At 57.4% G+C, this 14,939-nt stretch carries 11 protein-coding genes and 2 tRNA genes; 9 read left to right on the top strand and 4 right to left on the bottom strand.

Annotated elements, in window-relative coordinates:
• Positions 1–2: 2 nt before the first annotated feature.
• The 4 genes from AC1RN6_RS01565 to AC1RN6_RS01580 all read left to right on the top strand — a co-directional run bounded on the left by AC1RN6_RS01565 (position 3) and on the right by AC1RN6_RS01580 (position 4,263).
• Complete coding sequence (locus AC1RN6_RS01565; protein ID WP_493002552.1) at positions 3–1,001, top strand: oligopeptide/dipeptide ABC transporter ATP-binding protein; 999 nt, start codon at positions 3–5, stop codon at positions 999–1,001.
• Complete coding sequence (locus tag AC1RN6_RS01570) at positions 1,001–2,020, top strand: dipeptide ABC transporter ATP-binding protein (RefSeq protein ID WP_493002554.1); 1,020 nt, start codon at positions 1,001–1,003, stop codon at positions 2,018–2,020. Before AC1RN6_RS01565 ends, AC1RN6_RS01570 begins: the two co-directional genes overlap by 1 nt.
• Positions 2,021–2,090: 70 nt before the next feature.
• Positions 2,091–2,864, top strand: a complete 774-nt coding sequence (locus AC1RN6_RS01575) for an SDR family oxidoreductase (protein WP_493002556.1) — start codon at positions 2,091–2,093, stop codon at positions 2,862–2,864.
• A 112-nt stretch (positions 2,865–2,976) separates the two neighbouring features.
• Entirely contained in the window at positions 2,977–4,263 is a 1,287-nt protein-coding gene (locus AC1RN6_RS01580) for an aspartate carbamoyltransferase (protein ID WP_493002558.1), read from the top strand.
• Positions 4,264–4,366: 103 nt separating this feature from the next.
• On the opposite strand, the gene AC1RN6_RS01585 is transcribed toward AC1RN6_RS01580, so the two are convergent.
• Positions 4,367–4,457, bottom strand: a tRNA-Ser gene (locus AC1RN6_RS01585).
• Between the two features lie 203 nt (positions 4,458–4,660).
• Positions 4,661–6,643, bottom strand: coding sequence for an acetate--CoA ligase (gene acs, locus AC1RN6_RS01590; protein ID WP_493002560.1), 1,983 nt, complete (start codon positions 6,641–6,643; stop codon positions 4,661–4,663).
• Between the two features lie 558 nt (positions 6,644–7,201).
• Between acs and AC1RN6_RS01595 the strand changes: the two genes are divergently transcribed.
• The 4 genes from AC1RN6_RS01595 to AC1RN6_RS01610 all read left to right on the top strand — a co-directional run bounded on the left by AC1RN6_RS01595 (position 7,202) and on the right by AC1RN6_RS01610 (position 10,522).
• Positions 7,202–7,825 carry a YqhA family protein gene (locus AC1RN6_RS01595; RefSeq protein WP_493002561.1) on the top strand — a complete coding sequence of 208 codons (624 nt, stop codon included), beginning with the start codon at positions 7,202–7,204 and terminating at the stop codon, positions 7,823–7,825.
• A 47-nt stretch (positions 7,826–7,872) separates the two neighbouring features.
• Positions 7,873–9,417, top strand: coding sequence for a fumarate hydratase (locus AC1RN6_RS01600; RefSeq protein ID WP_493002562.1), 1,545 nt, complete (start codon positions 7,873–7,875; stop codon positions 9,415–9,417).
• A 46-nt stretch (positions 9,418–9,463) separates the two neighbouring features.
• Positions 9,464–10,324 (top strand): glutamate racemase, encoded by an 861-nt coding sequence (gene murI, locus AC1RN6_RS01605; RefSeq protein ID WP_493002563.1) that lies wholly within the window; start codon positions 9,464–9,466, stop codon positions 10,322–10,324.
• A 122-nt stretch (positions 10,325–10,446) separates the two neighbouring features.
• Positions 10,447–10,522: transfer RNA gene (locus tag AC1RN6_RS01610), tRNA-His, on the top strand.
• A 287-nt stretch (positions 10,523–10,809) separates the two neighbouring features.
• Here AC1RN6_RS01610 and AC1RN6_RS01615 read toward each other — a convergent pair.
• Complete coding sequence (locus tag AC1RN6_RS01615; RefSeq protein WP_493002564.1) at positions 10,810–11,478, bottom strand: response regulator; 669 nt, start codon at positions 11,476–11,478, stop codon at positions 10,810–10,812.
• Positions 11,479–12,095: 617 nt separating this feature from the next.
• Positions 12,096–12,872: a ferredoxin--NADP reductase gene (locus AC1RN6_RS01620; protein WP_493003489.1), complete on the bottom strand. Its 777-nt coding sequence runs from the start codon at positions 12,870–12,872 to the stop codon at positions 12,096–12,098.
• A gap of 272 nt (positions 12,873–13,144) precedes the next feature.
• On the opposite strand from AC1RN6_RS01620, the gene AC1RN6_RS01625 reads away from it, so the two are divergent.
• Positions 13,145–14,911, top strand: a complete 1,767-nt coding sequence (locus AC1RN6_RS01625) for an autotransporter assembly complex protein TamA (protein ID WP_493002565.1) — start codon at positions 13,145–13,147, stop codon at positions 14,909–14,911.
• Positions 14,912–14,939 lie beyond the last annotated feature (28 nt).

Genomic DNA, 14,939 nt, shown 5'->3' on the forward strand with positions numbered 1-14,939 from the left:
CCATGGCGCTTCTTGATATCCACCATCTGCGCGTTGAGTTCGGCACCGAGGCCAATCCGCATCTCGCCGTCGACGATCTCGACTTGCACATCGAACGGGGCGAAGTCGTCGGCATCGTCGGCGAATCCGGCTCCGGCAAGAGCGTCACCTCGCTGGCGCTAATGGGACTGATCGACTACCCCGGCCGCGTCAAGGCCGAAAGCATGGCCTTCGACGGGCGCGACCTGCTGAAAATGTCCGAGCGTGAACGGCGCGCTCTGCTGGGCAAGGACATTGCGATGATTTTCCAGAATCCGATGACGAGCCTAAATCCGTCCTTCACCGTCGCGTATCAGCTGATGGAAACCTTGCGCGTGCATGAGAAGGGTTCAAAAGCCGAATTGCGCGCCCGTGCGCTTGAACTGCTCAAGCAAGTCAATATTCCGGATCCCGAGCGTCGGCTGGATGCCTATCCGCATCAGCTGTCAGGCGGCATGAGCCAGCGTGTGATGGTTGCGATTGCCATCGCCTGCAATCCGCACCTGCTCATCGCCGATGAACCCACCACCGCGCTGGACGTTACCGTGCAGGCGCAGATGCTGGATTTGCTGCTGGACTTGCAGCGAGAACGGGGCATGGCGCTGATGCTGATCACACATGACCTGAGCGTGGTGGCGCAGACCGCGCAACGCGTTGTCGTGATGTATGCCGGCCAGGTGCTGGAAACCGGCACCGTTCCCGAAATCTTCAACGCGCCGCAACATCCCTATACCCAGGCGCTGCTGGCGGCGCTGCCGGAAAACAACGCCGGCCGCGAGCGCCTGCAGACCATTCCCGGCATGGTGCCCGGCCAGTACGACCGGCCTGCCGGTTGTTTGCTCAGCCCGCGTTGCGCCTACGCCTTGCCGTATTGCAGCGAAGTGCGCCCGGCGCTGACCGGTCCGGCCCACGCCAAAGTGCGCTGCCATTTCCCCCTGGATAGCGCCGGCCGTCCGACCAATCAATGGCAAAAGGCAAGCTGATGACCGAACTCACTACCTCGACGCCGGCCAGCACGCCCACGACAGCGGCACCGGAAGTGCTGCTGCGCGCAGACAAACTGACCAAGCACTACCCCGTCTCTCAGGGATTGTTCAAACCCAAGGCGATCTCGCGCGCGCTGGATGGCGTGTCCTTCACGCTTGCCGCCGGCAAGACTCTGGCTGTGGTGGGTGAATCCGGCTGCGGCAAATCGACGCTGGCCAGACAAGTCACGATGATCGAATCGCCCACCGCCGGCGCACTCTGGCTCGATGGAAAAAATGTTGCCGAGCGCGATCCCACCGTTCTGAAAGCAGCGCGCCCGCTGGTACAGATGGTGTTCCAGAATCCGGACGCCAGTCTCAATCCGCGCAAAAAAGTCGCCGCCATGCTGGAAGAACCGCTGATCATCAACACGCGGCTCAACGGCGCCGAGCGCATGGAAAAAGCCAAGGAAATGATGAAGCAGGTCGGTCTGCGTCCGGAATTCTACGGCCGCTATCCGCACATGTTTTCCGGCGGCCAGCGCCAGCGCATCGCCATTGCGCGCGCGCTGATGCTGGACCCGAAGGTTATCGTCGCGGACGAACCGGTCTCTGCGCTGGACGTCTCGATCCAGGCGCAGGTACTCAATCTGCTGATGGATATCCAGCAAAAGACCCGCGTCGCGTATCTGTTCATCTCTCACAACCTCTCGGTGGTGGAGCATATTGCCGATGACGTTATGGTGATGTATCTCGGCAAGGTAGTCGAACACGGCAGCAAGACCGATACTTTCAGCCGCCCGCTGCATCCGTACACGCGCGCTCTTCTGGCGAGCACGCCACGCATCGACCCGGCGCAACGCCAGGTGCGCCTCATGCTCGACGGCGAACTGCCCTCACCGCTCGCGCCGCCGCCCGGCTGCGCCTTCCATAGCCGTTGTCCGCACGCCGTCGAACGCTGCCGTCACGAGACTCCGCTTCTGCAACCGTTCAAGGGTAGCCTGGTCGCCTGCCATCGCGTCAGCGAAATCGCCTGATCTGCGGTAACGTGATGCGGCCTCCATCTGCATCACGTTACCGCCCCCTCTCTTGCCCAAAGGATCTGCAATGACTCAGCCTACCGAACCCGCCGCATCGAAAATCGCCCTCGTCACGGGAGCCGGCAGCGGCATCGGCCTGGCTGTCGCCCAGGCCTTGCTCAGCGACGGCTTCACCGTGATCCTTGCCGGACGCCGCCGCGAAGTGCTGGAAGAAGCCGCCGCCACCGCACAGGCCGCCGGTCGCCATGCCGTCGCGATGCCGGTGGATATACGCGATCCTGCAAGTGTCGATGCCCTCTTTGAAAACATCTCCACCTCGTTTGGCAGACTCGACGTTTTGTTCAACAACGCCGGCGTCAATGCGCCCGCTATACCCTTCGATGAACTCAGTGTCGACCAGTGGAAGAACGTCATCGACACCAATCTGACGGGAGCGTTTCTGTGCGCGCGCGGCGCGTTTCGCCTGATGCGGCAACAATCGCCGCAAGGCGGACGCATCATCAACAACGGATCGATATCGGCGCATACGCCGCGCCCGCTCAGTTCCGCCTATACCTCCAGCAAACACGCCGTGACCGGTCTGACCAAGAGCATCGCGCTGGACGGTCGGCCGTACAACATCGTCTGCAGCCAGATCGACATCGGTAATGCCTTGACCTCACTGTCGGCGCGCATGACCAAAGGCGTATTGCAGGCCAATGGCGCCACCGCCACGGAGCCGATGATGGACGTCCAGCACGTTGCCGATGCCGTGCGCTACATGGCCTCGCTGCCGCTGAGCGCCAACGTGCTCAATCTCACGGTGATGGCGAGCAACATGCCCTTCGTCGGCAGAGGCTGACAACGGACGGATTGCCCCTCACAAATATCTACGCAATATGTATATAAATATCATTGTCATCCACAATAACAATCAATAAAATACGCATTGCGTACAATATTGAAAAATGGCAATGACTATTCAACAACAAAGCTTCCTGCGCGATGCCATGCGTCGCCTGAACATGACGCGGGAGGTGCTTTCCTCCCGAATTGGCGTCAGCCGTAGAGCTCTCGACACCTGGCTGTTGCCGGACGAATCGCAGGAATTCCGGCGCATGCCCGACATCGTCGAACGCTTTGTGACTGAAATTCTCAGCGCGAATACTTCAATCTATACACAAAGCGTACATTACCCCTCCGATTTAAGCATCTCGCATGAAGGCAAGCCCTGCCTGCTCTCCGTCGATCAGTTTTCACGCGAATCCGCCGAAGCGCTGTTTCGACTGGCAGACGTGATGCAGCCGATCGCACGCAGACAAAAAGTGTCGCGCGTATTGGAAGGCGCCGTGCTGGGAAATCTGTTTTTCGAAGCGAGTACGCGCACGCGGGTAAGTTTCGGTGCGGCCTTTTGCCGGCTGGGCGGCTCGGTGTGCGACACGACCGGCTTCACGTTCTCCTCCATGGCGAAGGGAGAGTCGATCTACGACACCAGCCGTGTCCTGAGCGGTTATGTCGACGCCTTGGTAGTGCGCCATCCAGACCAGGGCTCCGTCGCGGAATTCGCGCGCGCAACCAACATCCCTGTCATTAATGCGGGCGACGGCCCCGGCGAACATCCCAGTCAGGCGCTACTTGATCTGTACACGATACAACGCGAATTCTCCCGCCTGGGCAAGCTGGTCGACGGCGCCCACATCGCCATGGTCGGCGACTTGAAATATGGCCGCACCGTCCACTCCCTGAGCAAATTGCTGGCGCTCTATCGCGGCATCAAATTCACGCTGATCGCTCCGCAACAATTGGAAATGCCAACGCACATCGTCGAACGCATCGCCATCAACGGCAACGTCGTCGAACAAACATCGGATCTCGCGAGTGGGTTACGCGGCGCGGATGTCGTGTACGCCACGCGGATACAAAAAGAACGCTTCGGCAACGAGGCCATCGAGGGCTATACGCCTGATTTCCAAATCAATCAGGCGCTGGTCAATGCCGTCTGCAAGACTGATACGCTGATTATGCACCCCCTGCCACGCGACAGCCGCCCGGGTGCGAACGATCTCGGCGCCGACCTTCTGCACGACCCGCGCCTGGCGATCTTCCGCCAGACCGACAACGGCATCCCGATCCGCATGGCGCTTTTCGCATCCCTGCTCGGCGTCGCGGACCAAGTGCCGCATTCCCTCAAAGACGCGACCTGGAAAGCCCCGCGCTTTATCGGACCTGACGATGCGCTTTTTCATGGGATGGATGGCTGAGGGTGATGTTTGTAAGTCTGCAATGGCAAACGACGAATGACACAACCTATGCTGAGTAGCACAAATGAAAAAGCCTCCATGTCTGGAGGCCTTGTCTGTATTCTGGCGGAGAGAGGGGGATTCGAACCCCCGATAGGCTATTAACCTATACACGCTTTCCAGGCGTGCGACTTCAACCACTCATCCATCTCTCCGGAATTTGGCTTCGTTTTTAGCGAAGCCGCTGATTATAGCAACATTTTTCAGAAAATGAGACGGTTTTCTCCCCTCACCCACTAAAAAATAATGGCGACGCATTGTTGCGCCGCCATTAACACTTGCCTGATTGCTATCGATCGTCGGGATTTGACGGGCTTGATGCGCTGCCCGCCTGTTCCTCCCGCCATTCGGCCAAGCCTTATTGCGCTTCTTTCAACTGATCCAGGATGGCCGGATTTTCCAGTGTCGAGATGTCCTGGGTGATGTCCTCGCCCTTGGCCAGCACGCGCAGCAGGCGGCGCATGATCTTGCCTGAGCGGGTCTTGGGCAGGTTGTCGCCGAAACGGATTTCCTTCGGTTTGGCGATGGGGCCGATTTCCTTGGCGACCCAGTCGCGCAACTCTTTGGCGATGGCTTTGGCTTCGTCACCGGTCGGGCGTGGACGCTTCAGGACGACGAAGGCGCAGATCGATTCGCCGGTGGTTTCGTCCGGCTTGCCGACCACGGCGGCTTCAGCCACGATCGGATTGGCGACCAGTGCGGATTCGATTTCCATCGTGCCCATGCGGTGCCCGGAGACATTGAGCACGTCGTCGATACGGCCGGTGATGGTGAAGTTGCCGGTTTCCTTGTTGCGGATTGCACCGTCGCCGGCGAGGTAGACCTTGCCGCCGAATTCTTCAGGGAAATAGCTCTTCTTGAAGCGCTCCGGATCGTTCCAGATGGTGCGAATCATGGAGGGCCATGGGCGCTTGACGACCAGAATGCCGCCGGTGCCGTTGGGCAGGTCGTTGCCGGTTTCATCGACGATGGCGGCAGTAATGCCCGGCAATGGCAATGTGCAGGAGCCCGGCACTTGCAGTGTCGCACCCGGCAGCGGCGAGATCATGTGGCCGCCGGTTTCTGTTTGCCAGAAGGTATCGACGATCGGGCATTTTTCATGACCGATGTTTTTGTAGTACCACATCCAGGCTTCCGGATTGATCGGTTCGCCGACGGAACCCAGGAGACGCAGCGAAGACAGGTCGTATTGCTTCGGATGGATTTTTTCGTCGGCGTCGGCGGCTTTGATCAGCGAGCGGATCGCGGTCGGCGCGGTGTAGAAAATGGTGGCCTTGTGGCGTTGGACCATGTCCCAGAAACGGCCGGCGTTGGGATAGGTCGGCACGCCTTCGAATACGATCTGGGTCGCGCCGACAGCCAGCGGGCCGTAGGCGATGTAGGTGTGGCCGGTGATCCAGCCGATGTCGGCGGTACACCAGTAGATGTCATTTGGCTTGATGTCGAAGGTCCACTTCATCGTCAGCACGGCCCACAGCAGGTAGCCGCCGGACGAATGCTGCACACCCTTCGGTTTGCCGGTGGAGCCGGAGGTGTAGAGAATGAAGAGAGGATGTTCGGCGTCAACCCATTCCGGTTCGCAGACGTCGGACTGGTTGGCGACTACGTCGTGCAACCAGAGGTCGCGGCCTTCGACCCAGTTGATATCAGCGCCGGCGCGCTTGTAGACGACGACGTTTTTGAGCGTGTCGCAACCGCCCATGGCGATCGCTTCGTCGACGATGGATTTCAATGGCAGTTGCTTGCCGCCGCGCACTTGATAATCCGCGGTGATGACGGCGACCGCGCCGGCATCGATCACACGTTCTTGCAGCGACTTGGCGGAGAAGCCGCCGAACACCACCGAGTGCGTGGCGCCGATACGGGCGCAGGCTTGCATGGCGGCGACGCCTTCGACCGACATCGGCATGTAGATGACAACGCGGTCGCCTTTTTTGACGCCGAGCGACTTGAGGCCGTTGGCGAAGTGGCAGACTTTCTTGTGCAGTTCGCGATAGGTGACGCGGGTGACTTTGGCGTCGTCGGATTCGAAGATGACGGCGGTCTTGTCGGCGTTGCCGTTTTCAAGATTGACGTCGAGACAGTTGTACGAAACGTTGATCTTGCCGTCTTCAAACCATTTGTAGAACGGTGCATCGGACTCGTTCAGGGTCTTGGTGAAAGGCTGTTTCCATTGCAGGTTTTCACGCGCGAGTCTGGCCCAGAAGCCTTCGTAGTCGCGCTCTGCTTCGGCGCACAAGGCGTTGTAGGCATCCATGCCGGATACGGTGGCATTCTTTACGAATTCTGCCGGTGGAGCGAATACACGGTTTTCCTGCTTGAAGGTTTGAATATCTGCCACGATTAGTCTCCTGCGATTGATGATTTTTGCTTTTTGCAAAAGCCGGTCCGTTTTGCGTGCCGCGAATGCCGGTATTTAATTACCTTAAAAACCGATCTGTTTTTGCGGAACGCTCAACTTCTGATTTTTGCGTTTTGCAAAACATAGGCGTTTTCACTTACTCAGTCCTTACACCTTCTGGATTGGTGATCCGCCGGAACCGGCGTCGGTGCGCTGTTCGCTGCAGGATTCAAGCTTATCCAAAGGTCAGACCATGGCGATGCTGTGAAGTTTGCGATAGGTCTGTGTTGCGTCTGCGTTGCCATATTGCCTGGCTGCATTATCGCATTTGCAGGCAAGATCGGCAGCAAGGCTGATGGAATCGCGTCCCGCCGCCAAGAGAGCGGCAAGGGAGTGTAAAATAGCGGCCTGAATTCGTCCGCAGCATGCGACGGCGCGGCAGACAAGGTGCCGAGCGAGTACCACTTACGTACCGGCAACGACTGAACAAGCCGCCGCCGTAATCGCGCCCAGCAGACACCTCCGGTTTCAACTCTACGACTTTTAAGATTCTCGCCAATGAAAGACACCCGCCCCGCTTCTTCCGGTAAGAAAAAGATCGGCATCCTGCCCAATCTGATTTTCATGAGCCGGTGGCTGCAGTTGCCTTTGTATCTTGGCCTGATTCTGGCGCAGTGCGTCTACGTTTATCACTTCTGGGTCGAGCTGAGCGATCTGATCGGCGCTGCGCTGGGCAATGCCGCATCGCTGGAGCACATCCTTGATGCTGTCGCCATCGAAGGTGCGCTGCGTCCCGAAAAGCTCAATGAACAGACCATCATGCTGGTGGTGCTGGCGTTGATCGATGTGGTGATGATTTCCAATCTGCTGATCATGGTGATCGTGGGCGGCTACGAGACTTTCGTCTCGCGCATGAATCTGGAAAGCCATCCCGACCAGCCCGAGTGGCTATCGCACGTGAATGCTTCCGTGCTAAAGGTGAAGCTGGCGACGGCGATCATCGGCATCTCATCGATCCATCTGCTCAAGACCTTCATCAACGCCAACCTGTACGACGTCAAGACCCTGCTGGCGCAGACCGGCATCCATATCACCTTTCTGTTGTCCGCCATGGCGATCGCGTACTGCGACCGGCTCATGAGCCATCCGCAGGAGCCGCCGGGGTCGCCTGACCAGCACTGACACAGCCCTCTTTCCGCATTAATTCATTCAACCCGAGAGAACCAGCCATGACCATCATCAAGCAAGACGATCTCATCGAATCCGTAGCCGCCGCGCTGCAATACATCAGCTACTACCATCCGGTGGACTATATCCAGCATCTGGCGCGTGCCTATGAGCTGGAACAAAGCCCGGCCGCGAAGGATTCCATCGCTCAGATCCTGACCAACTCGCGCATGTGCGCCGAAGGCAAGCGCCCGATCTGCCAGGATACCGGCATCGTCAACGTGTTCCTGAAGATCGGCATGGGCGTGCGCTTTGAAGGTTTCGGCAGCGGCTCTATCGCCGACGCCGTCAATCAAGGTGTGCGTCAGGGCTACATGCATCCGGACAACGTGCTGCGCGCATCGATCGTCGCCGACCCGCAATTTGACCGCAAGAACACCAAGGACAACACCCCTGCCGTCATCCACATGGAACTGGTGCCGGGTAACACCGTTGACGTGCGTATCGCGGCCAAGGGCGGCGGTTCCGAGAACAAAACCAAGTTCGTCATGCTCAACCCATCCGACTCGCTGGTAGATTGGGTCCTGAAGACTGTGCCGACCATGGGCGCGGGCTGGTGTCCGCCGGGCATGCTGGGTATCGGTATCGGCGGCACTGCCGAAAAGGCCATGCTGATGGCGAAGGAAGTGTTGATGGACGACATCGACATGTACGAGCTGAAGCAACGCGGTCCGCAAAACAAGACCGAAGAGCTGCGTATCGAACTGTGCGACAAGGTCAACGCACTCGGTATCGGCGCCCAAGGCCTCGGCGGCCTGACCACCGTGCTCGACGTCAAGATTGCGATGTATCCGACGCATGCGGCTTCCAAGCCGGTCGCGATGATCCCGAACTGCGCTGCGACACGTCACGGCCACTTCGTGCTGGATGGTTCCGGCCCCGCCTACATGGAACCGCCGTCGCTGTCCGAGTGGCCTGAAGTGCACTGGGTGCCGGACACCGAGAAGTCCAAGAGCGTCAACCTCGACACGCTGACCAAGGAAGAAGTCGCCTCGTGGAAGCCTGGTCAGACCCTGCTGCTGAACGGCAAGATGCTGACCGGCCGCGATGCTGCGCACAAGCGCATCCAGGAAATGCTGGCCAAGGGCGAGAAGCTGCCGGTCGACTTCACCAACCGCGTGATTTACTACGTCGGTCCTGTTGATCCGGTGCGTGACGAAGTGGTTGGCCCTGCCGGCCCGACAACGGCGACACGCATGGACAAGTTCACCGACATGATGCTGGAGCAAACCGGCCTGATCTCCATGATCGGCAAGTCGGAGCGCGGCCCTGCCGCCATCGAGGCGATCAAGAAGCACAAGTCGGCGTACCTGATGGCAGTCGGCGGCTCGGCTTATCTGGTATCGAAGGCGATCAAATCGGCCAAGGTGCTGGGCTTTGCAGATCTGGGCATGGAAGCGATCTACGAGTTCGACGTCAAGGACATGCCGGTTACCGTAGCGGTCGACGCCAACGGCATTTCGGTGCACAACACCGGTCCTGCCGAGTGGAAGGAAAAGATCGCGACCAACACTGCGCTGAGCAAGATTCCTGTCACGACTGCATGATGACGCTGCAAAAGGCGATGATGCTGCAACCGGAGATCATTCACTGATGACCGGCGCAGCTTCACAGCCGCAATTGCAGGCAATACCGATGCCGATGGCCGCCGATGCGCCCATCGGCATTTTCGATTCCGGCATTGGCGGCTTGTCAGTGCTGCGCCATGTCCGCGTGGCATTGCCCCGAGAGAAACTGCTTTATTTCGCCGACTCCGGCTATGCGCCCTATGGCGACAAGGGCGAGCAGCAAATCGTTGAACGCTCGCTGGCGGTCGCCGGCTTTCTGGTGGAGGCCGGCATCAAGGCGCTGGTCGTCGCCTGCAATACGGCAACTGCCGCTGCCATTCAGGCCATTCGCCAGCATTGGCCGCAACTGATCGTCGTCGGCATCGAACCCGGCCTTAAGCCGGCTGCAGCGCAAAGCAAAAGCAAAATCGTCGGCGTACTTGCCACACGCAGCACCCTGGCCAGCAAGCGCTTTATCCAGCTGCGCGAGCAAATTGCGGCAAGCAGCGACGTGCGTTTCTTGCCCCAGGCCTGTGTCGGACTTGTTGATCAGATCGAAAAAGGCGAACTGGCTTCCGCCGCCACTGCCAAGCTGGTCGATCAATATGTATCCCCGCTCATCGGACAAGGCGCCGACACGCTGGTACTCGGCTGTACGCACTACCCTTTTGTCCGCGCGCTGATTGAATCCGCCGCCCATCACGCCGGCCTGGCCTCGCCCGTCATCATTGACACCGGCGAAGCCGTCACACGCCAGCTGCAGCGTTTGCTGGAAGAGCGCTCGTCCGCCAACACCGGCGCTCCGAGCGGTTCCCTGACGGCTTATACGACGGCAAGCGTCTCTACGCTCGACACGATCTTTGCCAGTCTCTTGAAATTACGGCCCGAGATCGTCCAGATCACCTGAAAATGCCGGCATTCACGTCTTGCAAAAATTGAATGACTAATTTATTTGCCATAAGCCTCACAGTTTTGTATAATCTTTTGCTTCACTGACTTAAGACAGAAACAGGTCTTTGTCATGCAGTGGTGGCTGTAGCTCAGTTGGTAGAGTCCAGGATTGTGATTCCTGTTGTCGCGGGTTCGAGCCCCGTCAGCCACCCCATTACTGCAAAAGCGAGAAAGCGGTCAGCGCTTACAAAATCTCAGCAACAAATAATCAAGGACCGGATTCGGTCCTTTTTTGTTTTCAGAAGCTGTCTTTCGCCCCCCCCCCCCGCTCCCGCTCGTCCGAAGAGAAATCAAGCCGACGGGCACCGAAGAATTCACGCCATCAGCACAGCAGGAACCCGTCAAATAAATCTTGATTGACCAGCTGCCGGCCGATGCTCTCAAAAAAGCCTGCCCGCAGTTATCGTGGAAAGGCTTCATTACTGCTAGCGTTGGCGCGCTTCAGATCATCCCCGTCGCATAAGCATACTTGATCAAATCCGCATCCGTTCCCAACCCCAGCTTTCGCATGGCGTTGTTCTTGTGCGTGCTCACCGTGCTTGGTGTGCGCGAAAGACGCTCGCAGATGTCGCTCAACGAACTGCCGCCGACAAACAAACGCACGACTTCCAGTTCGCTCATGGTCAGCTCCTTGTTCTGGGCAAACGCATCGCCTTGCGCCCAAGTCATTTCCAGCTCACCGCGCAAGGAAACCGGGAAATAAACCTGCTTGCTCGTTTGCGTCGCAAGACAGGCGTTGATCAGCTCTTCTGCTTTTTCTTTCTTGCCGATTACCGAAAACACCCCCATACGGTAAAGGCGCTTTACTACTGCGCTGTTGCTCATCGCCGTGTAGACGATCAGCTTGGTCGACGGATAGTCGTTGCGGATGCGCTTGATGAGGACGAAGCCGTCCGATTCGTCCTTATCGTCGGTCGGCATGGCGAAGTCCGTGATGACGACTTCACACGGGGTACGCTGCAGGGACTCCAGCAATTTTTCTCCGGTCTGCGCCGTCAACACGATGCGAAATTCCGGCAAGCGGCTCAGCTCCGCTTTCAGGGCACTCAATACGACCGGATGATCGTCGGCAATTGCGATTTGCAATACTTTATTCAAATTTAAACTCATGGCTTCTCCTGTCATCAACTCGGGTAGTCAGTTACTCCAGGCATGGATACCTCGCGCATGTGAGACATGACACTCAACAATCCACGCATTGTCTTTGCGCTTGGTTTCCGGCATTTTTTCGTTTCCTGATGTCGATGGGCAATGCTTTTAATGAGAGCACACCAAAAAATATTTCTTGATCAGGAATCAACGCAATGGAGCAACAACGATTTACGAGATTCATTTAAAAATGAATTCATAACAAGGCCAGTATAGGAAGGGAGTACTTCAGAAATCTTTAGGAAAATTCTTATTTTTAGGAATATTTTTCCTGTTGCCATCCATTTTTTTGAGAATGCAGATATTCGAGAAAGAGAATCTCACATCAAAAGCTATGCAATTTTTCCTCTGCTTTCTGATGACATAGTCATCGCGTACATGGATAGAAATCATCGCTATCGGATGAGTTTGCTGTCGATGCTTCGGCTGCAATATACCGACAAGAATCGCTGACACCTTTCGTTCATTTTCGTGGCGTATTTCTCAATGCCAGAACGAATATCCACGCAAAAAAAAGGCGATGGGAGCAGTCATCTCCATCGCTTCACGCCTCGCGCCATACAATCACCCGCGCGCCATCACCAATAATCTTCCGTAATGAATTGCCCGCCACCTGCACGACGGCAAGGGCCAAGCCCCCGCTCTTTCAATATTTCGCGCACTTCCGTAATCATGTCCGGATTGCCGCATACCATCAGCCGTGACGATGCAGTCGTGATCACCAGACCGGCAGCACGCTCAAGACTGCCTTCACGCAACGCGGTAGTAATACGGCCATACAGACGATCCGATACCGCCGCGCCCTCGTCCCGGGTGGTCATCCGAATCAGTTGCAGCTGCGCCGGCAAATTTTGCGATGCCGCCTCGGCGCGCAACGCTTCAAATTTTTCCTGATAGGTCAATTCTTCTTCGTGGCGCACGCAATGCACCAGAATCAGATTGCGAAACTGCTGCCACACTTCACGCTGCTGCAGGATCGAAATGTATGGCCCGAGGCCTGTACCGGTCGCCAGCATCCAGAAATCCTCGCCATCGGTAAAACGATCAGGCGTCATGAATCCGTAGCTGAGTTTTTCCACCCATACCGGATCACCCGGCTGGAGCTTGTCCAACGCCGATGTGAACAGGCCGTCTGGGACGATGATGGCGTAATACTCCAGTTGGTCCTCGGCTTCTGCCGATGTAATCGAATAGGCGCGCCAGACCATCTCGCCATTGATCAGCAAACCCAGGCGCGCGAACTGGCCCGGTGTAAAACGATATCCCGCCGGGCGTGTCGTCCTGAAGCTCAGCAGTTTGTCCGTCCAGCGACGGACCGAAATAAGACTTTCCTGCGTTGCCTTGTCCGTTGCCATTGTTTGCTCACTCACCAACCTGCTCCTTCTCTTCCATATTTTTTAAGAAAACTCTGAAAATTGCAGCAATTTTCCTGCTACTGCTTCGATTTTCTGGTTTGCCGGATACAATAACGACAACCCCGACTTACCTCGCCACCGGCTGTTCCCCGAACCGGATCAGGGAACTATTTATCCCCGGCAGAGCCTAGTTAATACAATAAACAACATCCTAACTGCACTTTCATCTGAGTGCTTTGATTACTAAGATTTCAGGATTTACGAACACCCCAATGAAATGGACTTGTCGATTAGCCATTGCTGTTTTGTCGTGCGCAGCAGGATCCGCCCATGCCGCATATAAAGTCGACATCGATGCTCCCGCACCACTGCAAAAAATGCTCAAGGAATATCTCGATCTGGTGCGCTACCAGGATCGTGCCGACCTGAGCGACGAACAGCTGCAGTTTCTGCTCGACACCGTCAGTGATCAGGTGGTGCAACTGGCCTCGACCGAAGGCTATTTCACCCCAAAGACCACGATCAAGGTCGAACAAGCCCAGGATGAAAAACGCACGAAGCACGTGCAACTGCATGTAGAAGCCGGCCCGCAGACGAAGATCGGATCGGTCGATATCACTGCAACGGGCGCCGCGGCCCAGCAAGACCCCTCGCGTATCGCCGATATCCAGAAAAACTGGTCTTTGCCTGCGGGCGCGCCGTTCCGCCAGGAAGACTGGGACACGGCGAAGAACCAGGGGCTGGAAAAGCTGCAACAGCATAAATATGCCGCTGCCCGCATCGCTCAGTCGCAGGCCAGCGTCGATCCCGACGACCAGCAGGCCGACCTGGCGGTGCAATACGACAGCGGCCCGCGCTTTACGCTGGGTCCGCTGCAGATTACCGGCACCAAGCGCTATCCGGAAAGCATCATCCGCAACGTCAACCCGCTCAATGTCGGCGAGGAGTACGACGTCAATCGCCTGTTGTCGCTGCAGCGCCAGATCCAGAACACGCCCTACTTCAGCAACGCCATCGTCGGCATCGATAATGATCCTGAGAACGCCGACATGGCGCCGGTCAAGGTGCAGGTCACAGAATTCCCCACGCAGCGTATCCGCACCGGTGTCGGTTACGCCACCGATACCGGCGCGCAGGTTGAAGGCCGCTATACGCATTACAACGTCTTCAACAAGGCTTACGTATTCGACAGCCAATTGCGGCTGGAACAAAAACGCCAGTATGGCCTGCTCAATCTGGCCATGCCGCCGGACAGCAAAAATTTCGTCAATAGCGTCAACACCTCGATGGAACGCACCCGGCTCGAAGGCGTCGATCTGCGCAGCCTGCGCGCCGGCATCAAACGAGCGCGCACCGGCGAGCTGTACGACACCGCCTACACCCTGACCTATTACCGGGACGAACTGCAACAGGAGAACGGCGCCACCCTGCCAAGCGACACTGTTATTTCACAAGGCAAGCACCAGGCACTGGTGCCGGGATTCTCATGGGCACGCCGCAACGTCGACGATCCCATCTTTCCGCGCCACGGCAATCTGTTGACGATAGAAACCGGTTTTGCGCTGAAAGGCGTGATCACCGACCAGACTTTCGGCCGCATCTATGGCCGCTTCAAACAATACCTGCCGGTCGCCAAACGCGACCTGATCATCTTCCGCACTGAACTGGGCGGTGTCTTCACCAAAGGCTCTGCGTCGGAGGTCCCGGCGTCGCTGCTGTTTCGTGCCGGCGGCAATGAGTCGGTGCGCGGTTACAGCTACGACAGCATCGGCAATGAACAAAACGGCACCGTCTATCCGACCAAATATCTCGTGACGGGCAGCGCCGAATATCAGCGCTGGTTCACGGAAAAATGGGGTGCGGCCGTGTTCTACGATGTCGGCGCCGCTGCCGACAACTGGAACAACAAGACCTTTTATAACGGCGTCGGCGCCGGCGCACGCTGGCGCAGCCCGGTCGGTTCGCTGAATCTGGATCTGGCGTATGGCGTCCAGAAGAAGCAGATCCGTCCGCATATTTCGCTCGGCATCGCCTTTTAATTTTTATTCTCACATCGACACGACGTAC

Source organism: Herbaspirillum sp. GW822-FHT03A08, from assembly GCF_058801885.1.